Genomic DNA, 21,130 nt, shown 5'->3' with positions numbered 1-21,130 from the left:
CGGCCGCCGGTATCCTAGGAACCATGGCACGCACCAAGGACGCATCGAAGGCTCAGAAGGAGCCCGGCCGCCTCAAGCAGATGTGGCAGGTCTTCCAGATGACCCGCCGCTACGACTCGACCGCGCAGTGGCTGATGCTCCTGGCGTTCCTCGGGCCGATCATCGTCGGCCTCGCGCTCGCGCTGCTGCTCAGCGAGGGCAACGGCTTCACCATCGCCCTCTGGATCGTCGCCGGCGTCCTCGCCGGCCTCCTCCTCGCCCTCGTGGTGCTCGGCCGCCGTGCCGAGCGCGCCGCGTACTCGCAGATCGACGGCCAGCCGGGCGCCGTCGGCGCCGTGCTCCGCAGCGGTCTGCGCGGCAGCTGGGTCGGCAACGAGATGCCCGTCGCCGTCAACGGCAAGACGCAGGACGCGGTGTACCGCGCCGTCGGCAAGGGCGGTGTCGCACTCATCAGCGAGGGCCCGGTCTCCCGCACCCAGCGCATGCTCGACGACGAGCAGCGCAAGGTCGCCCGGGTGCTCCCGAACGTGCCCATCACGCTCATCTCGGTCGGGCACGACGAGGGTTCGATCGAGCTGTACCGTCTCGCCGCGACCCTGCGCAAGACGAAGAAGGCGCTGACGAAGCCCGAGGTGCTCGCGGTCTCGAACCGACTCAACTCCCTCCAGACGGCGCTGCCGATCCCGAAGGGCATCGACCCCATGAAGGCGCGGCCGCAGCGCGGCAAGATGCGCTGAGCGCACACCTCGACCACGCGGCATCCGTCTCGATTCGACGGGTGCCGCGTTCGTCGTTCAAGGCGAGGATGCCTCGCCGGCGACTACGAGCGGATGAGCACCGTGCGAGCGACCTTGTCGTGGAAGCCGCGCTGGTCGGAGTCCCACACGAGCGCGGGGATCACGAGGAGCAGGAGGCCGGTGCGCACGATCGGGCGGACGAAACCGACCCAACCGCCCTCGACCGCGACGACGTGCATGCCGAACAGGCGGTGGCCGAGGCTGCCCCCGATCGTCGGGATGAAGACGATCTGCAGCACCGCGAACACGAGGGGCGTGACCCAGGTGTACGCGACCGATTCGTAGGGCGTCACGAGCAGCGAGAGCAGCATCGCGCTGCCCCAATCGACGAGCAGGGCGAGGATGCGCCGGCCCGCACGGGCGACCGAACCACGCCCCTCTTCGGGGAGTCCGAGTCGTTCGCCGGGCCACCGGCTCGGTTCGAGATCACCGAAGGTCTGAGGATTTGCGTCGGGCACCAGATGATTCTACCGAAGCCGGGCTGGCGTAACATGGCCGAAACATTCCGGTCATGGTCGGGAAACGGCGCGCGGATAGCGTCGCTCGTGGCTGTGCAAGACCGTTCCGCCACCCGCCCCTTGGAGACGCCGAAACATGTTCACTGATTCGTCCGAAGTGCTCAAATTCATCAAGGACACGGATGTCAAGTTCCTCGACATCCGTTTCACCGACCTTCCGGGTGTGCAGCAGCACTTCAACATCCCGGCGTCGACGGTCGACGAGGAGTTCTTCACGGTCGGCCAGCTCTTCGACGGCTCCTCGATCCGCGGCTTCGCGAACATCCACGAGTCCGACATGCAGCTCATCCCCGACGTGACGACCGCGTACATCGACGCGTTCCGCGCCGAGCGCACGCTCATCATGGTCTTCGACATCTACAACCCGCGCAACGGCGAGATCTACTCGAAGGACCCGCGTCAGGTCGCCAAGAAGGCCGAGAAGTACCTCGCGTCGACCGGCATCGCCGACACCGCGTTCTTCGCCCCCGAGGCCGAGTTCTACATCTTCGACGACGTGCGCTACGAGGTCAACCAGCACTCGAGCTTCTACTCGGTCGATTCCGAAGAGGGCGCCTGGAACTCGGGCCGCAAGGAGGAGGGCGGCAACCTCGGCAACAAGACGCCCTACAAGGGCGGCTACTTCCCCGTCTCCCCCGTCGACAAGCAGGCCGACCTGCGCGACGACATCTGCCTGAAGCTCATCGACGCCGGCCTTCAGCTCGAGCGCTCGCACCACGAGGTCGGCACGGGCGGCCAGGCCGAGATCAACTACCGCTTCGACACGATGGTCGCCGCTGCCGACGACATCCTGAAGTTCAAGTACATCGTCAAGAACACGGCCGAGCAGTGGGGCAAGACGGCGACGTTCATGCCCAAGCCGGTCTTCGGCGACAACGGCTCGGGCATGCACACCCACCAGTCGCTCTGGAGCGAGGGCAAGCCCCTCTTCTACGACGAGGCCGGCTACGGCGGCCTCTCCGACGTCGCCCGCTGGTACATCGGCGGCCTGCTGAAGCACGCCCCCGCCGTGCTCGCGTTCACGAACCCGACGGTGAACTCGTACCACCGTCTGGTGCCCGGCTTCGAGGCGCCCGTGAACCTCGTCTACTCGGCCGGCAACCGCTCGGCGTCGATCCGCATCCCGATCACGGGCACCAACCCGAAGGCCAAGCGCATCGAGTTCCGCGCTCCGGATGCCTCGGGCAACCCCTACCTCGCGTTCGCCGCGCAGCTCATGGCCGGCCTCGACGGCATCAAGAACCGTATCGAGCCGCACGAGCCCGTCGACAAGGACCTCTACGAGCTGCCGCCCGAGGAGGCCAAGGCCATCCCGCAGGTTCCCGGCTCGCTCGGCGAGGCCCTCGCGGCCCTCGAGGCCGACCACGACTTCCTGCTCGAAGGCGGCGTGTTCACCAAGGAGCTCATCGAGACCTGGATCGACTACAAGCGCGAGAAGGAGCTGAAGCCGCTGGCTCTGCGTCCCCACCCGTTCGAGTTCGAGCTCTACTACGGCGTCTGATCACCCGCAGCCCCCTGCTGCCAGGAAGGGCCGTCCCGCGTACGCGGGACGGCCCTTCCGTCGTTCAGGGCGCAGTGCGTCTCGTCGCGTGCCGGCATGACCGCGGATGCCACGGGGCGACCCCGTGGCATCCGCGTCGTGGTTCGCGGCGCGGGTCAGACGGTGGGTTCGCGCTTCGGCTCGAGGCCGTAGAAGCCGCGCTCGAACACCGCGCGGGAGCGACGCGTGAGCTGCAGGTAGTCGTGCTCGAGCTGGGTCGCCGAACCGGCGGGATACCCCATGATGCGGGCGACGCCCTCGAGCTGTGAGCGCTCGACGGGCAGCACGTCGGTGGTGCGGTCGAGCCAGAGGGTCAGCGCCGATCGGGCGCGCGAGGCGAACACCCAGGCGGCTCGAAGGGTCTCGGCCTCGTCGGAATCGATGAGCCCGGCCTCGGTCGCGGCCTCGAGGGCCCCGAGGGTCGACGTCGTGCGGAGCGCGGGGATCTCGGCGGCGTGCTGCAGCTGCACGAGCTGCACGAACCACTCGACGTCGGAGATCGATCCCCGGCCGAGCTTCAGGTGCCGGGTGGGGTCGGCGCCCTGCGGCAGGCGCTCGTTCTCGACGCGGGCCTTGATGCGCTTCACCTCGCGCACCGCCTGCTCGGCGATCGCGTGCGGATAGCGCACGGTGTCGGCCAGCTCGGTGAAGTCGTCGATGAGCGCGGCGTCGCCGGCGACGCCGCGGGCGCGCAGGAGTGCCTGGGCCTCCCAGGTGAGCGACCAGCGGGAGTAGTAGGCGCGGTACGCGTCGAGCGAGCGGGCGACGACGCCGTTTCGCCCCTCGGGCCGGAGGTCGGCGTCGAGATCGAAGGGCAGCCGTGCGTCCTCGGAGAGGCGCACGAGCTCGCTCACGATGCGGAGGGCCCGTGAGTGCGCGGCGTCGGCCTCGGCGCCCTGCAGCCGGTACACGTAGATGATGTCGGCGTCGGAGCCGATGCCGAGCTCCCGGCCGCCGAAGCGCCCCATGCCGATCACGGCGAACTCGATGCCGTCGGGCTCCTCGCCCCGGATCGCCGACACGAGGGCGGCGATGTGGTTCTCGGTGAGGTCGCTGAGCCCGTGGCCGAGCTCTTCGACGGTGCAGACGTCGAGGATCCCCGCGAGGGCGAGGCGCAGCATCTCACGTCGACGGATGGCTCGGAAGATCTTCGCAGCGTCGTCGGTCTCGCCGTGACGGCGGAGCACGGCGCGCGTCTCGTCCTGCAGTGCGGCGAGCGACCGCGGCCGCAGCTCCTCGAGGTCTTCGAGCCACGCGACGGCCTCGGGGGCCCGCTCGAGGAGTTCAGCCGCGTAGCGGGAGCCCGCGAGCACACGGGTGAGGCGGAGCGCGGCGTCGGAGGAATCGCGCAGGAGCCGGAGGTACCAGTGCGTCGTGCCGAGCGTGTCGCTCAGGCGCCGGAACGAGAGCAGGCCGAAGTCGGGATCGGTGCCCTCGGCGAACCACGAGATCAGCACGGGCATGAGGTGCCGCTGGATCGTCGCACGCCGCGAGAGTCCTGAGGTGAGGGCGGCGATGTGCGCGAGCGCCCCGCGCGGATCGCGGAACCCGATCGCGGCGAGGCGGGCCTCGGCCTGCGCGCTCGTGAGCTCGAGGCCCGAGGCGGGCAGCGCCGCGACCGCGGACAGCAGCGGGCGGTAGAAGAGTCGCTGGTGGAGGCCGCGCACGCGCTGCCTGGTCGACTGCCACACCCTCGTGAGTTCTGCGGCGTCTCGGCCGAGCCCAGAGGCTCTGGCGAGCACGCGCAGTCGGTCTGCGTCGCGGGGCATCAGGTGGGTTCGGCGCAGGCGTTCGAGCTGCAGGCGGTGCTCGAGCACCCTGAGCACGCGATAGTCGCGCGAGAACTCCCCCGCCTCCTCACGACCGACGTAGCCGCCGTCGGCGAGTGCCCTGAGCGCGAGCAGGGTTCCGCCCTGGCGGATCGAGTCGTCGCTCGACCCGTGCACGAGCTGCAGCAGCTGCACCGTGAACTCGATGTCGCGGAGCCCCCCTGGGCCGAGCTTCACCTGCACATCGACCTCGTCGGCGGGAATGTGCTCGGTGACCCGCTCGCGCATGCGCTGGACCGACTCGACGAAGCCCTCGCGGCTCGAGCTCGACCAGACCATCGGCGCGACCCCCGCCGCGTAGCGGGCGCCGAGCTCGAGGTCGCCGGCGAGCGGGCGCGCCTTCAGCAAGGCCTGGAACTCCCAGCTCTTCGCCCAGCGCTCGTAGTACTGGAGGTGCGAGTCGAGGGTGCGCACGAGCGCGCCGTCCTTGCCCTCGGGGCGCAGGTTCGGGTCGACCTCCCAGAGCGGCGGCTCGACGCCGTGTTCACCGATGAGGCGCATCGCCACCATGGCGAGACGCGTGGCGATCTCGACGGCTCGCGGCGTCGCCACGACCGCCTCGTCCTGAGACTCGGCGACGAAGATCACGTCGACATCGCTGACGTAGTTCAGCTCGCGCGCGCCGGCCTTGCCCATGCCGATGATCGCGAGCCGCGTCGCCGCGAGCTCCGCCGCGGCGTAGCGGCCGGGCGCGGCGGGCGCGCCCTCGTCGCGCGAAACGATGCGTCGCGCCCCGGCGACCGCCGCGTCGAGGGCCGCACCCGCGAGGTCGGCGAGCCCTGCGGCGACGACGTCGACGACGTCGACGGCGTCGTGGCGAGTGAGATCGTAGACCGCGATGCCCGTGAGCAGTCGACGGTACCGGGCGCGGATCGCGGCGGCGACGACGTCGGGCTCGAGGGCGGCGGCGCCCGACAGTTCGTCGACCGCGGCGAGCAGGAGGGTGCGGGCCTCGGCGGACGACGGCGGCGGCACCGGCAGCGCGCGCAGCAGTGCGATGTCGGCGGGATGGCGGCTCAGGAAGTCGGCGAGACCGCGCGATGCGCCGACAAGTCGCGCCAGGCGATCGGCCGCTGCGGGCTCGGCGAGCACCGCGACGAGTTCGGCGGGCGCACGGTCGTGGAGGCGCTCGAGCTCGGCGAGTGCCGAGTCGGGATCGGCCGCGGCGCCGAGCGCCTCGAGCAGCGCTTCGCCGTCGACGCCCGTCGCCTCGGCGAGTCGCCCCAGGCCGGCCGACGCCCGATCGAGATCTTCGAAGCCCGCCCGCGCGAGCCGACCGAGCGTCGGAGCCTGTCGAGACACGCGGTCAGAGGATCTCGAGGTTGCGCTGCAGCTCGAACGGCGTGACCTGCGAACGGTAATCGCGCCATTCGGCCCGCTTGTTCGCGAGCACGTAGTTGTAGACCTGCTCGCCGAGCGTCTCGGCGACGAGTTCCGAGCCCTCCATGTACTCGATCGCGTGGTCGAGGCTCGCCGGCAGCGGGTTGTACCCGAGCGCGCGACGTTCGCTGTCGGTGAGGGCCCAGACGTCGTCTTCGGCCTCGGGCGGCAGCTCGTACCCCTCTTCGATGCCCTTCATGCCGGCCGCGAGCAGCAGCGAGAAGGCGAGGTAGGGGTTGGCCGCCGAGTCGATCGCGCGATACTCGACGCGGGCGCTCTGGCCCTTGTTGGGCTTGTAGAGCGGCACCCGCACGAGCGCCGACCGGTTGTTGTGGCCCCAGCAGATGAAGCTCGGGGCCTCGTCGCCGCCCCAGAGGCGCTTGTACGAGTTCACGAACTGGTTCGTCACGGCCGAGATCTCGTTCGCGTGGCGCAGGAGGCCGGCGATGAAGTGACGGCCGATCTTCGAGAGCTGGTACTGCGCTCCCGGCTCGTAGAAGGCGTTCGTGTCGCCCTCGAAGAGCGACAGGTGGGTGTGCATGCCCGAACCCGGGTACTGCGAGAACGGCTTCGGCATGAACGTCGCGTAGACGCCCTGCTCGATCGCCACCTCTTTCACGACCGTGCGGAAGGTCATGATGTTGTCGGCGGTCGTCAGCGCGTCGGCGTAGCGGAGGTCGATCTCGTTCTGGCCGGGACCCGCCTCGTGGTGGCTGAACTCGACCGAGATGCCGAGGTCTTCGAGCATGCGCACCGAACGACGACGGAAGTCGTGCGCGGTGCCGCCCGGCACGTTGTCGAAGTAGCCGGCCGAGTCGACGGGGATGGGGCCGTCCTCGCCGAACTTCGACGAGCGCAGCAGGTAGAACTCGATCTCGGGGTGCGTGTAGAAGGTGAAGCCGCGATCGGCCGCCCGCTCGAGCGTGCGCTTCAGCACGTTGCGCGGATCGGCGACGGCCGGCTCGCCGTCGGGCGTCGTGATGTCGCAGAACATGCGGCCCGTCGGGTCGATGTCGCCGCGCCACGGGAGCGTCTGGAAGGTCGACGGGTCGGGGTAGGCCAGCAGGTCGGACTCGAAGGTGCGGCTGAGCCCCTCGATGGCGGAGCCGTCGAAGCCGATGCCCTCGGTGAAGGCGCCCTCGACCTCGGCGGGTGCGATCGCGACCGACTTCAAGGTGCCGACGACGTCGGTGAACCAGAGCCTGACGAACTTGACGCCCCGTTCCTCGATCGTGCGAAGAACGAAGTCACGCTGCTTATCCATCCACACCCTCTCTCGCATCATCCAGAGTACTGGCTCGCACTCCCTTCACCGCGACGTTCCATGGGCGGATGCCTCCGCCGCGTGTGCGAGGATGGCGACATGTCAGGCGAGCCCCAGACCGCAGCATCCGACGACCAGCCGGTCGAGCAGAACCCCTACGGGGGCGCGCCGACGCCGGGTGCCCCGAAGCGGGTGCGCACGCGGCACTTCCAGAACGCGAAGCGCGACGGCATCAAGATCACCGGGCTCACGAGCTACGACCAGCTCACGGCGCGCATCTTCGACGAGGCGGGCATCGACTTCCTCCTCGTCGGCGACTCGGCCGGCAACAACGTGCTCGGCTACGAGACCACCCTCCCCGTCACCGTCGACGACCTGATCCCCCTGACCCGCGCGGTCGCCGGCGCCGTCAAGCGCGCCTTCGTCATCGCCGACATGCCCTTCGGCTCGTACGAGAACGGTCCCGAGGACGCGCTGCACACCGCGGTGCGCTTCATGAAGGAGACCGGCGCCCACGCCGTCAAGCTCGAGGGCGGTGAGCGCAGCCACAAGCAGATCCGCCGCATCGTCGGCGCCGGCATCCCGGTCATGGCGCACATCGGCTACACCCCGCAGAGCGAGCACGGCCTCGGCGGCCATGTCATCCAGGGCCGCGGCGACGGCGTCAAGCAGCTCCTCGCCGACGCGAAGGCCGTGCAGGACGCGGGCGCATTCGCCGTCGTGCTCGAGATGGTTCCCGCCGACGCGGCGCGTCAGGTCACCGAACTGCTCGACATCCCGACGATCAGCGTCGGCGCAGGACCGCACACCGACGGGCAGCTGCTCGTCTGGACGGACTGGGCCGGCCTCACGATCGGACGCGTGCCGAAGTTCGTCAAGCAGTACGCCGATCTCTCGGGCATTCTGGCGAACGCGGCCAAGGCGTGGCGCGACGACGTCGAGTCGGGCAGCTACCCGAACGCCGAGCACTCGTACGAGTAGGGCGCGGCGGCGGCGCTCCCGGTCAGTTCTCGGAGGCGTCCTCCTCGGCCCACTTCGCGCTGTTCGCCCGCAGGATCTCGAGCGCTCGCTCGGCCTCGGCGTGCGTCTCGAACGGGCCGACGCGATCGACTGACGGCGAGACGAACCCCTGCTCGACCTCGCCCGTCTTCAGGTTGTACCAGTACCGGTGCTCGATGTCCTCGGCCATAGGCTGATCCTATGCCCAAGGACCCCTCCTGCCACCTGATCCCCGGCCGTCTGTCACCGAACCGCGCCGTCCCGGCGTCGATCGCCCGACCCGAGTACGTCGGTCGCGCCGCCCCCGCCGCGAACCGCGACGGCGACCGCTACACGCCCGACGAGGTCGAGCGCATCCGTGCGGCCGGGCGCGTCGCCGCCGGCGCGATCGAGGCCGCGGCCGCCGCGATCAGGCCGGGCGTCACGACCGACGAGCTCGACCGCATCGCGCACGAGTTCATCGTCGCGCACGGCGCCTACCCGTCGACGCTCGGCTACCGGGGCTACCCGAAGTCGAGCTGCACCTCGGTCAACGAGGTCATCTGCCACGGCATCCCCGACGACACCGCGCTCGCCGACGGCGACCTCGTGAACATCGACGTCACCGCCTACCTCGACGGAATGCACGGCGACCTCAACCACACCTTCGTCGTCGGCACGGCGAGCGAGGAGGCGACCCTCCTCGTCGAGCGCACGCGCGAGGCGCTGGCGCGTGGCATCCGCGCCGTCGCCCCCGGACGCCAGGTGAACGTCATCGGCCGGGCGATCGAGGCGTACGCGAAGCGCTTCGGGTACGGGGTGGTGCGCGACTACACCGGTCACGGCGTGGGGCGCGCGTTCCACACCGGTCTCGTGATCCCCCACTTCGACGACCCGAGCGCGACGACGCTGATCGAACCCGGCATGGTGTTCACGATCGAGCCGATGCTGACCCTCGGCGGGATCGAGTGGGACGTCTGGGACGACGACTGGACGGTCGTCACCCGCGACCGCTCGCTGACCGCCCAGTTCGAGCACACCCTGGTCGTCACCGAGCGCGGCACCGAGATCCTCACGCTGCCCTGAGCCTCGACGAGCGCCCCGTCCCCGCGGGATAGTGTGATTCGCATGAGCACGCAACTCGGGATCGGCATCGACATCGGCGGTACGGGCATCAAAGGGGCCGTCGTCGACCTCGGCTCGGGTGAACTGGTCTCCGATCGCATCAAGGTGAAGACGCCCGAGGGCGGTCGGCCCGACGACATCCTCGCGGCGACCGAGGAGCTGCTCGGGCGGCTCTCCGCCGACTTCGACGACTCCCTCCCCCTCGGCGTCTGCTTCCCCGCGATCGTGAAGCACGGGCGTACGCTCTCGGCCGCGAACATCTCGCACGAGTGGATCGGCCTGCCCGCCGAAGAGCTGTTCGAGCAGACCTTCGGCCGCGAGATCCACTTCATCAACGACGCGGATGCCGCCGGCTACGCCGAATCGCGCTACGGCGCGGCGGTCGACGCCGACGGGCTCGTCATCCTCACCACGCTCGGCACCGGCATCGGCTCGGCGTTCCTCTACGACGGCGTGCTCGTGCCGAACACCGAGCTCGGGCACATCGAGCTCGACGGCACCGAGGCCGAGAAGCGCGCGGCCTACTCTGCGATGGAGCGCGAGGGGCTCGACTGGGCGCAATGGGCCGAACGGCTGCAGCGCTTCTACGCGCACGTCGAGTTCATCTTCTCGCCCGACCTGCTCGTCATCGGGGGCGGGGTCTCGAAGCACCACGAGCAGTTCCTGCCACTGCTCGAGCTGAAGACCCCGATCGTGCCGGCGGTGCACCGCAACAACGCGGGCATCCTCGGCGCCGCGTCCCTCGCGGCGAAGTAGGGGCCGAGCGGGCCGGCCGAGACGCCGGGTCCGACTCACCGGAGTCGGCGATTCACTCCTGCTTCGCAGCGGACACGTCGACGCAGACGACTCCCGTGTTGCCGTCCTGGTCTGCGATCACCGTGAGCGAGGGCGCATCGCGGTCGTCGACGACCGTCCCGCCCGCGGCGACGGCGGCGGCGATCCGCTGCTCGGCGACCTCGGGCGCCACGTAGACCTCGAGGTGGAACCGCTGCCGCGCGGTCTCGTGCTCGTCGCCGTCGCCGTCGCCGAACCACAGGTTCGGCACCCGTGCCGTGGCGTCTCTGACCTCGTCGCTGGGCGACCCGCGCCCCTGCGACTCGGCGCTCCCGGTGAGCAGCGCGGCCCACACCGGGGCGATCGTCGCGGAGCGGGTCGTGTCGAGGCCGAGCTCGATCTCACTGACCGAGGCGGGGTCGGCGACGATCCCCTGGTCCGCGGCGATCTCGGTGATCCGTCGCGCGAGGTCGACGTCCTGCCGGGTCACCCATTCGACGAGGTGCTCGATGCCCTCGCCGTCGCGGTAGACCGCGTCGTCGCTGACCAGCTCGAGATCGACGTGTCCCTCGCCGATCGACACGCGCGGGTGGTGGCCGAGGGCGTCGCCCGCTTCACCCACCGCGACGACGAACCGTGCGCCGGAACTGAAGCCGTCGACCACGAAGCGGGCATGCAGGCCCTGGGCCAGCTTGCGCCAGTCGGTCAAGTTCGCCGCGGCGATCTGCTCGCCCTTCAGCATGTCCATGGACGCGGAGTCTAGCTCCGGTCGGCCGCGGCGGCCATCGTCGCAGCTCGTAAGCAGACTCGCCGTCGGATTCGGGCGGGTGCCCGCCGGCGAGCGGAGGAGTGCGAGCGGGCCGGCTGATACGCCGGGTTCTGTTCACCGGGCGCTTGCGCGACACCGGCTGGACGGCCATCTCTCTCGGGGGCACGTTGCCGTGACCCTCCAGCGGCCTACCCGGGAACGGGACGGGTCGCCCCATAGTTCCCTGTCTGGCCTTGCTCCGGACGAGGTTTACCGAGCCGACCGCGTCACCGCGGCCGCTGGTGGGCTCTTACCCCACCGTTTCACCCTTACCCGGCGCTTGCGCACCGGGCGGTCTGCTTTCTGTGGCACTGTCTCGCGGGTTGCCCCGGGTGGGTGTTACCCACCGTCCTACCCTGTGGAGCCCGGACGTTCCTCGGCGCACGATCGGAACCGTGCGACGCGACCGTCTTGCCGACCCACTCGCCCTTGCAGTCTACCGTCAGAGACCCGACTCGTCGGTGCGCACGAGGATGCGGTCGCACTCGGGGCACTGCACGACCTCGTCGGGCGCTGCGCGGCGCACCTGCTCGAGGTCGGAGCCCGTGAGCGTGATCGTGCAGCCGCCGCAGGTGCGCTGGCGGAGCAGGGCCGCGCCGACGCCGGCACCGCGGGCGCGACGCTGCTCGTAGAAGGCGAGCAGTTCGGCGGGGACCCCAGCGGCGACGACCTCGCGGTCGCGTTCGGTCTGCTCGCGCTCGACGGCGAGCGTGCCAGCGGCCTCGTCGCGCTCGGCTTCGAGCGCGGTCACCTCGGTGACGATCGCGGCACGCTGCAGGTCGATGCTCGACACGGCGACCTCGGCCTCCTCGACGCGCTCCATGACGACGAGCTCCTGGTCTTCGAGGTCGGAGCGGCGCTTCGCGAGCGACGCGAGCTCGGCCTCGAGCGCGGTGACGTCCTTCACCGAGGAGGTGTGCTGGAGTCGCTCGCTGTCGCGGGCCATCCTCGCCTCGACGAGCGCGACGTCGGACTCGAGCCGCGCGAGTTCGGCCTTCGCGTCTTCGAGCGCGCCGATCGCCTCGGCGCGGGTGCCGCGCACGGCGGAGTCGCGCTGCGCGAGCTCGGCCAACGGAGCGGTCTGCGGCAGTGAGCCGAGGCGGTGCGCGAGCTGCGCGACCCGGGTGTCGATCGACTGCAGGCGCAGCAGCTCTTGCTGCTCGGCGGGGCTGGCCTTCACGTGTTGCTCCTCGTGGGGGTCGGGATGGAAGAAGTCATCATTGCACGACCTGGAAATCCCAGGGGTCGGTGCGGATCTCGCTCACGGCGACCTCGACGCCGGGCAGAGCCGCGCGCAGCTCGGCCGCCGCGGTCTCGAGCCAGAGCCATTCACTCGCCCAGTGCGAGAGGTCGACGAGCGCGGGGCCGCCGCCGAGCATGGCCTGTTCGCGAGCTTCGGAGGCGGGGTGATGCCGGAGGTCGGCGGTGACGTAGACGTCGGCGGCGCGCACGAGCGGGTGACCGAGCAGCGAGTCGCCGGCGCCGCCGCACACGGCGACGGTCTCGACCGGGTCGTCGAAGCCGCCCGCGACGCGCACGCCCGTCGCCGTCGGCGGCAGCACCTCGGCGAGACGGCGCGCGAGTCGCCCGAGGGTCGTCGGCTCGGCGAGACGGCCCACGCGTCCGATGCCGGTCGCGCCGTCGTCGGATGCCTCGATCGGCCGCGTATCGACGAGCCCGAGCCGCTCGGCGAGCACCGCGGAGGTGCCGGTCGCGACGACGTCGGCGTTCGTATGTGCGGCGAGCAGCGCGCTGCCGCCCCGGATGAGCTTGGCGAGCAGTGCGCCCTTGTATCGGTCTTCGGCGATGCTCGTGACGCCGCGCAGCAGCAGCGGGTGATGCGCGATCAGAAGGTCGGCCCGCTGTTCGACTGCCTCGTCGACGGTGGCGGCGACGGCGTCGACCGCGAGCAGGACGCGGTGGACCGGGGCGTCCATCGCTCCGGAGACGAGCCCCGAGGCATCCCACGGCTCGGTGCCCGAGGCCGGCCACAGTCGTTCGGTGACGGCGAGGACATCGGCGAGTTGCTGGGGCACCCGTCCAGCCTAGCGTCGGGCCTCCGCGGCGACGAGCGGCCGCCCGCCGGATCGACGTCGCCTCGTCAGGCGGGTGCGCCGCTGACGCGCACGAGCATCTTGCCCGTGTTCGCGCCGCGCATCATCGCGAGGAAGGCGTCGACGGTGTTCTCGATGCCGTCGACGACGGTCTCGTCGTACGCGATGCGACCCTCGGCGAACCAGCCCGTCATCCGTTCGGTGAACTCGGGCGCGAGGTGCAGATAGGCCGCGAGCGTGAACCCGGTGACCTCGAGACCGCGGGTGATGATGTTCGCCAGGTTGTCGGGCCCCGGCACCCGCTCGGTGGTGTTGTAGCCGGCGATGGCACCGCAGAGTGCCAGGCGCCCGCCGTCGTTCATCACGTCGAGCGCCGCCTCGAGGTGATCGCCGCCGACGTTGTCGAAGAAGACGTCGACCCCCTCGGGCGCGAGTGCGGCGAGCTGCTCGCGCACCGGAGCATCCTTGTAGACGAAAGCCGCGTCGTAGCCGTACTTCTCCGTGAGCAGGGCCGCCTTCTCGGCGGTGCCGGCCGACCCGATCACCCGCTTCGCGCCGAGGAGCTTCGCGATCTGTCCGACGGCGGTGCCGACAGCTCCGGCCGCACCCGAGACGAAGACGGTGTCGCCCTCCCGCAGATCTGCGATGGCGGTGAGGCCGACGTAGGCCGTCAGCCCGGTCATGCCGAGGATGTGCAGCCGAAGCGACGACGGGACGCCGGGCACCTCGGGCACGGCGCGGAATGACGCGGCCGGCGCCTGGACGCCGTCGGCCCATCCGTGCTGGTGCAGCACCACGGTGCCCACGGGCAGCTCAACGGCAGCCGAGGCGACCACGCGACCGATCGCGCCGCCGGCGATCACCTCGCCGAGTGCGTAGGGGGCGACGTAGCTGCGCACGTCGTTCATCCGCCCGCGCATGTACGGGTCGACGGAGACGAACTCGTTGGACACGCGCACCTCCCCCGGCGAGAGCTCGGGGTGCACGACGGTGACCGTGCGGAAGTCGTCGTGCGTCGGCCAGCCCTGCGGGCGGCGGGCGAGGTGGATCTGCGTGCTGGTGGAGTTGCTCATGGCTCTTCTCTGCGAATGCTGCGAGGGCAAGGTCGGGTTGGGTGGCGGGAAGCCGGAATAGTCGGGGCGGTCGGCTCGGGTCAGAGCGCGAGTCCGATCGCGAGCGCGAGGACGCCGAGCGCGGGGATGACCCCCTGCTTGAGCGCAGCGCCGGCCTTGTCGGGGCTCGACAGCAGCAGGACGAGGCTCGCGGCGACCATCGAGCCGGCACCGGTGAACACGAGCGTCGCGCCGATGACGGGCTCACCCGCGGCGAAGAACACGATGCCGGCGGCGACCGCGACGGCCAGGAAGAGGTTGTAGAACCCCTGGTTGAACGCGAGCTCCTTCTGCACCGCGGCCTGTTCGACCGTGCCGGTGCCGAAGATGCTCCGGGCCCGCTTGCTCGTCCAGGCGATGGACTCGAGATAGAAGATGAAGACGTGCACGAGCGCCGCGATGCCGGCGAGCACGAGTCCCGCGATGACCATGGGAGTCCTTTCGAAGCGGCGGAATGCCGCGGATGATTATTGTACCGTTCGATCCAATATATACTGGATCGACCGGTACGCAAATCGAAGGGATCGTCGATGGGACGCACGCAGACGTTCGACACGGGCGACGTCGTGCGCGCCGCGCGCGCGGTGTTCTGGGAGCACGGCTTCGAGAGCGCAGCCTTGCCCGAGCTCGAGCGCGTCACCGGCCTCAGCCGATCGAGCATCTACCACGCGTTCGGCTCGAAGCGGGGCCTGTTCGACGCGGCCGTCGACAGCTACCTCGACGAGGTGATCCGCCCCCGGCTCGCCCCGATGACCGTCGACCCGGTCGCCCCGACCGCACTCGAGGAGTACCTGACCGGCCTGCGCGAGGCGCTGGCCCGGCACGGCACGCTGCCGGCGACGAGTGGGTGCCTCCTCGTCAACGCCTCCGCCTCCCCGATCGGGCACGATGACGCCGTGGCGCGCACGATCGCCTCGTACCGGGCGGAGCTCCGTGCAGCTTTCGGAAACGGGGTCCGAGCCCGCGTGGCGGGCGCGACGCGCGATGATCAGGATCTGCTCGCCGACATCTGCACCGGGCTCGTCATCTCGGCGTTCGCGTCGGTCCGCGTCGAACCCGCGGCCGCGGCCGGATACCTCGACAACGCGAGGGCTCTCATCGCCGCGCATCCCGCCTGACCCCGCGGCCCGGGGTTCGGCGTGCGATGGAGGGAGTGGGCCCTGCCGGGCTCGAACCGACGACATCCACGGTGTAAACGTGGCGCTCTACCAACTGAGCTAAAGGCCCGCCGCGCGTGCGACGCATCCGCAATGCTATCGCGGCGACGGAATGCGCGGCGCGGCCGGTGCGCTCAGTCGTCGCGCAGGGATGCGAGCGCTTCGCGGTACTGCTCGATCGAGCGCGGCTCGCCGGGCGGCGTCGCGAAGGCTGCGCGGATCACGCCGCCCTCGTCGATCACGAAGGTCGCACGGGCCGCGTGGCCGCGATCCTCGACGAAGACGTCGTACGCCCTGGCGACTTCGCCGTGCGGCCAGAAGTCGGCGAGCAGCGGGAACGTGTAGCCCTGCTCCTCCGCCCAGGCGCGCAGCGCGAACTTCGAGTCGACCGAGATGCCGACGAGGTGCACGCCCGCGTCGTCGAACATCGAGAGCTGGTCGCGCAACGCGCAGAGTTCGCCCTGGCAGGTGCGCGAGAAGGCGAGCGGGAAGAAGACGAGCACGACCGGCTTCTCGGCGCGGAGCGCGGCGAGCCCGACCGTTCGGCCGAGGTGGTCGAGGAGTTCAAAGTCGGGGGCTGGGGCACCGATCTGCAGCGGCATCCGTTCTCTTCTCTGCTTTGTCGGAAGGCTGAGCGAAGGCACAGCCGACCGAGCCGAAACGTTGTGCGAATGTCACTAGTATGGCCAAGTGTGATCGGTCGAAACCCGGCCGTTCGTCGTGCGCGCGCAGCACCCCGCGCGCAGTAGATCTGCCGTAGAGAAAGGTCGAGTGTGACTGTCAACGACCAGGACCCTTACTCCGTCGAGGCGCTGGACGCCGATCCCGAAGAGACGAGCGAGTGGGCCGAATCCCTTGACGCGCTCGTCGCCGAGAAGGGCCACCAGCGCGGGCGCGAGATCATGCTCAGCCTGCTCAAGCGCTCGAAGGAGCTCCACCTCGGCGTGCCGATGGTGCCGACGACCGACTACCTGAACACCATCGCCCCCGAGAACGAGCCCGCGTTCCCCGGCAACGAAGACGTCGAGCGCCGCTACCGCGCCTGGCTCCGCTGGAACGCCGCCATCCTCGTGCACCGTGCGCAGCGCCCGGGCATCGCCGTCGGCGGCCACATCTCCACCTACGCGGGCGCAGCGTCGCTCTACGAGGTCGGGCTCAACCACTTCTTCCGCGGCCAGGACCACCCCGGCGGCGGCGACCAGATCTTCTTCCAGGGCCACGCCTCCCCCGGCATGTACGCCCGCGCGTTCCTCGAGGGGCGTTTCGGCGAGAACGACCTCGACGGCTTCCGCCAAGAGAAGTCGCGTGCGCCGCACGGACTCTCGAGCTACCCGCACCCGCGTCTCATGCCCGAGTTCTGGCAGTTCCCGACCGTGTCGATGGGCCTCGGCCCGATCAACGCGATCTACCAGGCCCAGCTCAACAAGTACCTCACCAACCGCGGCATCAAGGACGCCAGCGACCAGCAGGTCTGGGCGTTCCTGGGCGACGGCGAGATGGACGAGGTCGAGAGCCGCGGTCAGCTCCAGGTCGCCGCGAACGAGGGCCTCGACAACCTCAACTTCGTGATCAACTGCAACCTGCAGCGCCTCGACGGCCCCGTGCGCGGCAACGGCAAGATCATCCAGGAGCTCGAGAGCTTCTTCCGCGGTGCCGGCTGGAACGTCATCAAGGTCGTCTGGGGCCGCGAGTGGGACGACCTGCTCGCGCGCGACCACGACGGCGCGCTCCGCAACCTGATGAACGTCACGCCCGACGGCGACTACCAGACGTACAAGACCGAGTCGGGCGCCTACGTGCGCGAGAACTTCTTCGGACGCGACCCGCGCGCGCTCGAGCTCGTCTCGCACCTCAGCGACGACGAGGTCTGGGGCCTCAAGCGCGGCGGCCACGACTACCGCAAGATCTACGCGGCGTTCAAGGCGGCGACCGAGCACAAGGGCCAGCCCACGGTCATCCTCGCGAAGACCATCAAGGGGTACGGTCTCGGCAAGTCCTTCGAGGGGCGCAATGCGACGCACCAGATGAAGAAGATGACGCTCGACAACCTCAAGACCTTCCGCGACGAGATGCGCATCCCGATCTCCGACGCGCAGCTCGAGGAGAACCCGTACCTGCCGCCGTACTACCACCCCGGCCAGGACGACGAGGCGATCCAGTACCTGCAGGAGCGCCGTCGCGAGCTCGGCGGCTTCGTGCCCGAACGTCGCTCGAAGCACGTCGCGCTCAACCTGCCCGACGACTCGACCTACGCGATCGCGAAGAAGGGCTCGGGCACGCAGGAGATCGCCACCACGATGGCCTTCGTGCGCCTCCTGAAAGACCTGATCCGCTCGAAGGACTTCGGCCACCGCATCGTGCCGATCATCCCCGACGAGGCGCGCACCTTCGGCATCGACGCGTTCTTCCCCACCGCGAAGATCTACAACCCGAACGGCCAGCACTACACCTCGGTCGACCGCGAACTGCTGCTCGCCTACAAGGAGAGCCCGCAGGGCCAGATCGTCCACGTCGGCATCAACGAGGCGGGCGCATTCGCCGCGTTCACGAACATCGGCACCTCGTACGCCACGCAGGGCGAGCCGCTCATCCCGGTGTACGTCTTCTACTCGATGTTCGGGTTCCAGCGCACGGGCGACGCGATGTGGGCCGCCGGCGACCAGATGGCGCGCGGCTTCATCATCGGCGCGACCGCCGGGCGCACCACCCTCACGGGTGAGGGCCTCCAGCACGCCGACGGCCACTCGCCGCTGCTCGCCTCGACGAACCCCGCGGTCATCTCGTACGACCCCGCCTACGGCTACGAGATCGGGCACATCATGCGCGCCGGCCTCGAGCGCATGTACGGCGGCAACCACGCCGACCCGAACGTCATGTACTACCTCACGGTGTACAACGAGCCGATCGTGCAGCCCGCCGAGCCCGAGGGCGTCGACGTCGAGGGTCTCCTCCGCGGCATCCACCGCCTCTCGGAGTCGAACGCAGCCGGGCCCAAGGCGCAGCTGCTCGCCTCCGGCGTGGCCGTGCCGTGGATCCTCGAGGCGCAGCAGCTCCTCGCGGAAGACTGGGGCGTCTCGGCCGACGTCTGGTCGGTCACGAGCTGGTCGGAGCTGCGCCGCGACGGCCTCGCCTCCGACGAGCACAACTTCCTGAACCCCGACGCCGAGCGGCGCGTGTCGTACCTGACGCAGAAGCTCGCGGGGGCCCGTGGCCCGTTCGTCGGCGTGTCCGACTACATGCACGCGGTGCCCGACCAGATCCGTGCCTACGTGCCCGGCCAGTACGCGACCCTCGGCGCCGACGACTTCGGGTTCTCCGACACGCGTCCCGCCGCCCGCCGCTTCTTCAAGATCGACGGCCCCTCGGTGGTCGTCCGCACGCTCGAGATGCTCGCCGAGCGCGGCGAGGTCGACCGCGCGCTGCCCGCACAGGCGATCGAGAAGTACCGTCTGCACGACGTCAACGCCGGCACCACCGGATCGGCCGGCGGCGAGAGCTAGCAGGCGACGAGGTGGCGACGAAGCCGAAGACGAAGGCGGAGACGCTCGCGTGGTTGCGGACCATCGCGGGCGAGCTCGCGACCGCGACGCTCAAGCGGCTCGAAGACACGTTGCCGTGGTACGGCGACATGCCGCCGAGCCGCCGCTCCGCCGTCGGCCTCGTCGCCCAGGCCGGAATCTCATCGTTCATCTCATGGTTCGACGACCCTCGATCGACGCCCTGGATCGCCGCCGACGTGTTCGGTGCGGCTCCTCGTGAGCTGCTGCGGTCGGTGAGCCTGCAGCAGACGCTGCAGCTCATCAGGGTGACGGTCGAGGTCGTCGAGGACCGCGTGAAGGACGGCAGCGAGCCGCTCCGCGAGGCGATCCTGCTCTACTCGCGCGAGATCGCCTTCGCCGCGGCCGACGTGTACGCGAGGGCCGCCGAGGCCCGCGGCCTCTGGGACGCCAGGCTCGAGGCACTCGTGGTCGACTCGATCCTCTCGGGCGAGGCCGACGACGAGCTGCCGAGCCGCATCGCGGCGCTCGGCTGGCACGGTCACGGCGAGGTCGCGGTGCTCGTCGGCACCGCCCCCAAGCAGCTCGACGTCGACCACGTGCGTCGCGCGGCACGGCACATGCACGCCGACGTTCTCATCGGCGTGCAGGGCAACCGCCTCGTGCTCGTCATCGGTCGGGCCGACCCGCTCGCCCGCGAGGCTGAGGAGGCGATCGGCACCGCGCCGGCGCTGACCTTCATGGAGATCGCCGCGCAGCTCGAACCGCACTTCGGCCCCGGTCATCTCGTGCTGGGGCATGCGGTGCCGAACCTCGTCGACGCGTCGAAGAGCGCCAAGGCGGCCCTGGCAGGATTCGCCGTCGCCCGATCGTGGCGCCACGCTCCACGGCCCGTGCACGCCGACGACCTGCTTCCCGAGCGCGCCCTCGCCGGCGACCCGCTCGCCCGCGCGACCCTCGTGCACCGCATCTACCGCCCGCTGCGCGCGCACTCCACCGAGCTGCTCACGACGCTGTGGAGCTATCTCGACAACGGCCGCTCGCTCGAGGCGACGGCTCGAGAGCTCTTCGTGCACCCGAACACGGTGCGGTACCGCCTGAAGCGCGTCTCCGACGTGATCGGTTGGGATGCCACGGGTGCCCGCGAGGCGCTCATCCTGCAGTCGGCGCTCATCATCGGGTCGATGAGCGATCACGAGCACGGCAGCACGCCGCCGCGTCGGCCCTGATCACGACTCGCACGGTCGACTTCACGCGCGTCCCGCACTTCCGCTGTGTCGTCGACACAAGGGTTTCGCGAAGAGCTTGTAGCGTGTGCACACCACTTGCGGCCCGGTGATTGGCAGACTGGGGTGGTGATCGTCGTCGTCTGCCCTGGACAGGGCTCTCAGACCCCCGGATTCCTCGCCCCCTGGCTCGACGTGCCCGGCTATGCCGAGCGCCTCGACGCGTTCTCCGCGGCCGCGGGCCTCGACCTCGCCGCGCACGGCACCGTCAGCGACGCCGACACCATCCGCGACACCGCGGTGGCGCAGCCCCTGATCGTCGCGGCCGGCCTGCTCACCCTCGGCGGGCTCCTCGCCGACGGGCGTGCCGAGCGCATCGGCGGCATCGCAGGTCACTCGGTCGGCGAGATCACCGCGGCCGCCGGCTCCGGCGTGCTCAGCGACACCGACGCGATCGGCTTCGTCGCCGAGCGCGGTCGCGCCATGGCGGATGCCGCGGCGCAGGTCGCGACCGGCATGAGCGCCGTCATCGGGGCCGACGAGGCAGAGCTGCTCGCCCGACTCGCCGCGCTCGGGCTCGAGCCCGCGAACTTCAACGGCGGCGGGCAGATCGTCGTCGCGGGTGCGCTCGACGCGCTCGAGCAGCTGAAGGCCGAGCCCCCGGCCGGTGCGCGGGTCATCCCGCTGCAGGTCGCGGGCGCCTTCCACACGCGCTACATGCAGCCCGCTGTCGAGCGCCTTGCGCAGGTCGCCGCGACGCTCGTGCCCGCCGATCCCGACCTGCCGCTGTGGAGCAACCGCGATGGCGGCCGCGTAGCATCCGGTGCGACCTTCCTCGAGCTGCTCGTCGGCCAGGTCTCCTCGCCCGTGCGCTGGGACCGCTGCATGGCCTCCTTCGCCGAGGCCGGCGTGACCGGCATCATCGAGCTCGCCCCCGCCGGCGCACTCGTCGGGCTCGCGAAGCGCGCCCTCAAGGGCGTGCCGACCGTCGCCGTGAAGACCCCCGACGACCTCGCCGCCGCGATCGACCTCATCGATCAGGCCGCCTGATCCCCCGCATCACGAGAAAGC

General features: G+C 70.3%; 19 protein-coding genes, 1 tRNA gene and 1 other RNA gene. 9 read left to right on the top strand and 12 right to left on the bottom strand.

The genetic code is table 11. The features are described from left to right. Positions 1-23 precede the first annotated feature (23 nt). Positions 24-737 (top strand): DUF4191 domain-containing protein, encoded by a 714-nt coding sequence (locus GQQ93_RS12050; RefSeq protein ID WP_157424471.1) that lies wholly within the window; start codon positions 24-26, stop codon positions 735-737. Positions 738-820: 83 nt separating this feature from the next. Here GQQ93_RS12050 and GQQ93_RS12045 read toward each other — a convergent pair whose 3' ends face one another. Next, positions 821-1,258, bottom strand: a complete 438-nt coding sequence (locus GQQ93_RS12045; RefSeq protein WP_157424470.1) for an RDD family protein — start codon at positions 1,256-1,258, stop codon at positions 821-823. Positions 1,259-1,391: 133 nt separating this feature from the next. Here GQQ93_RS12045 and glnA (GQQ93_RS12040) point away from each other — a divergent pair, with 133 nt between their 5' ends. Continuing rightward, positions 1,392-2,816, top strand: a complete 1,425-nt coding sequence (gene glnA, locus GQQ93_RS12040) for a type I glutamate--ammonia ligase (protein WP_157424469.1) — start codon at positions 1,392-1,394, stop codon at positions 2,814-2,816. A 155-nt stretch (positions 2,817-2,971) separates the two neighbouring features. Here the strand turns inward: glnA (GQQ93_RS12040) and GQQ93_RS12035 are convergent, their stop codons facing one another. Together GQQ93_RS12035 and glnA (GQQ93_RS12030) are read right to left on the bottom strand one after the other, a co-directional pair. Beyond that, positions 2,972-5,986 (bottom strand): bifunctional [glutamine synthetase] adenylyltransferase/[glutamine synthetase]-adenylyl-L-tyrosine phosphorylase, encoded by a 3,015-nt coding sequence (locus tag GQQ93_RS12035; RefSeq protein ID WP_157424468.1) that lies wholly within the window; start codon positions 5,984-5,986, stop codon positions 2,972-2,974. Positions 5,987-5,990: 4 nt separating this feature from the next. Beyond that, positions 5,991-7,328 (bottom strand): type I glutamate--ammonia ligase, encoded by a 1,338-nt coding sequence (gene glnA / locus GQQ93_RS12030; RefSeq protein WP_157424467.1) that lies wholly within the window; start codon positions 7,326-7,328, stop codon positions 5,991-5,993. 99 nt (positions 7,329-7,427) lie between these two features. On the opposite strand from glnA (GQQ93_RS12030), the gene panB reads away from it, so the two are divergent. After that, the gene (gene panB / locus GQQ93_RS12025; protein WP_157424466.1) at positions 7,428-8,309 is read left to right on the top strand and encodes a 3-methyl-2-oxobutanoate hydroxymethyltransferase; all 882 of its coding nucleotides are present in this window, start codon (positions 7,428-7,430) and stop codon (positions 8,307-8,309) included. Between the two features lie 22 nt (positions 8,310-8,331). Here the strand turns inward: panB and GQQ93_RS12020 are convergent, their stop codons facing one another. Further along, positions 8,332-8,517 carry an SPOR domain-containing protein gene (locus GQQ93_RS12020; RefSeq protein WP_157424465.1) on the bottom strand — a complete coding sequence of 62 codons (186 nt, stop codon included), beginning with the start codon at positions 8,515-8,517 and terminating at the stop codon, positions 8,332-8,334. An 11-nt stretch (positions 8,518-8,528) separates the two neighbouring features. Between GQQ93_RS12020 and map the strand changes: the two genes are divergently transcribed. Then, the gene (gene map / locus GQQ93_RS12015; protein ID WP_157424464.1) at positions 8,529-9,392 is read left to right on the top strand and encodes a type I methionyl aminopeptidase; all 864 of its coding nucleotides are present in this window, start codon (positions 8,529-8,531) and stop codon (positions 9,390-9,392) included. Positions 9,393-9,434: 42 nt separating this feature from the next. Next, positions 9,435-10,187: a polyphosphate--glucose phosphotransferase gene (ppgK, locus tag GQQ93_RS12010; RefSeq protein ID WP_157424463.1), complete on the top strand. Its 753-nt coding sequence runs from the start codon at positions 9,435-9,437 to the stop codon at positions 10,185-10,187. A gap of 52 nt (positions 10,188-10,239) precedes the next feature. Here the strand turns inward: ppgK and GQQ93_RS12005 are convergent, their stop codons facing one another. The 6 genes from GQQ93_RS12005 to GQQ93_RS11980 all read right to left on the bottom strand — a co-directional run bounded on the left by GQQ93_RS12005 (position 10,240) and on the right by GQQ93_RS11980 (position 14,610). After that, on the bottom strand, positions 10,240-10,953 hold the full coding sequence (locus GQQ93_RS12005; RefSeq protein WP_157424462.1) for a 4a-hydroxytetrahydrobiopterin dehydratase: 714 nt from the start codon (positions 10,951-10,953) through the stop codon (positions 10,240-10,242). Between the two features lie 104 nt (positions 10,954-11,057). Next, positions 11,058-11,435, bottom strand: an RNA gene (gene rnpB / locus GQQ93_RS12000) — RNase P RNA component class A. 20 nt (positions 11,436-11,455) lie between these two features. Continuing rightward, positions 11,456-12,193: a zinc ribbon domain-containing protein gene (locus GQQ93_RS11995; RefSeq protein WP_157424461.1), complete on the bottom strand. Its 738-nt coding sequence runs from the start codon at positions 12,191-12,193 to the stop codon at positions 11,456-11,458. Positions 12,194-12,230: 37 nt separating this feature from the next. Continuing rightward, positions 12,231-13,049 (bottom strand): Nif3-like dinuclear metal center hexameric protein, encoded by an 819-nt coding sequence (locus tag GQQ93_RS11990; RefSeq protein ID WP_157424460.1) that lies wholly within the window; start codon positions 13,047-13,049, stop codon positions 12,231-12,233. A 65-nt stretch (positions 13,050-13,114) separates the two neighbouring features. Beyond that, positions 13,115-14,140: an NADP-dependent oxidoreductase gene (locus GQQ93_RS11985; RefSeq protein WP_157424459.1), complete on the bottom strand. Its 1,026-nt coding sequence runs from the start codon at positions 14,138-14,140 to the stop codon at positions 13,115-13,117. Between the two features lie 80 nt (positions 14,141-14,220). Further along, positions 14,221-14,610, bottom strand: a complete 390-nt coding sequence (locus tag GQQ93_RS11980) for a DUF1304 domain-containing protein (RefSeq protein ID WP_157424458.1) — start codon at positions 14,608-14,610, stop codon at positions 14,221-14,223. Positions 14,611-14,709: 99 nt separating this feature from the next. On the opposite strand from GQQ93_RS11980, the gene GQQ93_RS11975 reads away from it, so the two are divergent. After that, the gene (locus tag GQQ93_RS11975) at positions 14,710-15,297 is read left to right on the top strand and encodes a TetR/AcrR family transcriptional regulator (protein WP_157424457.1); all 588 of its coding nucleotides are present in this window, start codon (positions 14,710-14,712) and stop codon (positions 15,295-15,297) included. 36 nt (positions 15,298-15,333) lie between these two features. Here GQQ93_RS11975 and GQQ93_RS11970 read toward each other — a convergent pair. Together GQQ93_RS11970 and GQQ93_RS11965 are read right to left on the bottom strand one after the other, a co-directional pair. Beyond that, positions 15,334-15,406, bottom strand: a tRNA-Val gene (locus tag GQQ93_RS11970). Between the two features lie 64 nt (positions 15,407-15,470). Then, positions 15,471-15,938 (bottom strand): peroxiredoxin, encoded by a 468-nt coding sequence (locus tag GQQ93_RS11965; protein ID WP_157424456.1) that lies wholly within the window; start codon positions 15,936-15,938, stop codon positions 15,471-15,473. A gap of 171 nt (positions 15,939-16,109) precedes the next feature. Here GQQ93_RS11965 and aceE point away from each other — a divergent pair, with 171 nt between their 5' ends. From aceE to GQQ93_RS11950, 3 genes are all read left to right on the top strand, one after another. Beyond that, positions 16,110-18,836 (top strand): pyruvate dehydrogenase (acetyl-transferring), homodimeric type, encoded by a 2,727-nt coding sequence (gene aceE, locus GQQ93_RS11960; RefSeq protein WP_157424455.1) that lies wholly within the window; start codon positions 16,110-16,112, stop codon positions 18,834-18,836. Between the two features lie 11 nt (positions 18,837-18,847). Further along, positions 18,848-20,062 carry a PucR family transcriptional regulator gene (locus GQQ93_RS11955; protein ID WP_157424454.1) on the top strand — a complete coding sequence of 405 codons (1,215 nt, stop codon included), beginning with the start codon at positions 18,848-18,850 and terminating at the stop codon, positions 20,060-20,062. A 126-nt stretch (positions 20,063-20,188) separates the two neighbouring features. After that, a complete protein-coding gene (locus tag GQQ93_RS11950; protein ID WP_157424453.1) occupies positions 20,189-21,109 on the top strand; it encodes an ACP S-malonyltransferase in 921 nt (306 codons plus the stop codon). Positions 21,110-21,130 lie beyond the last annotated feature (21 nt).

Origin of the sequence: Agromyces lapidis (assembly GCF_009749405.1) — a bacterium.
GTDB classification, from domain to species: Bacteria; Actinomycetota; Actinomycetes; order Actinomycetales; family Microbacteriaceae; genus Agromyces; species Agromyces lapidis.
Note: the sequence above shows the minus strand (reverse complement) of the source record. Positions and strands in the feature narration are given on the sequence as shown.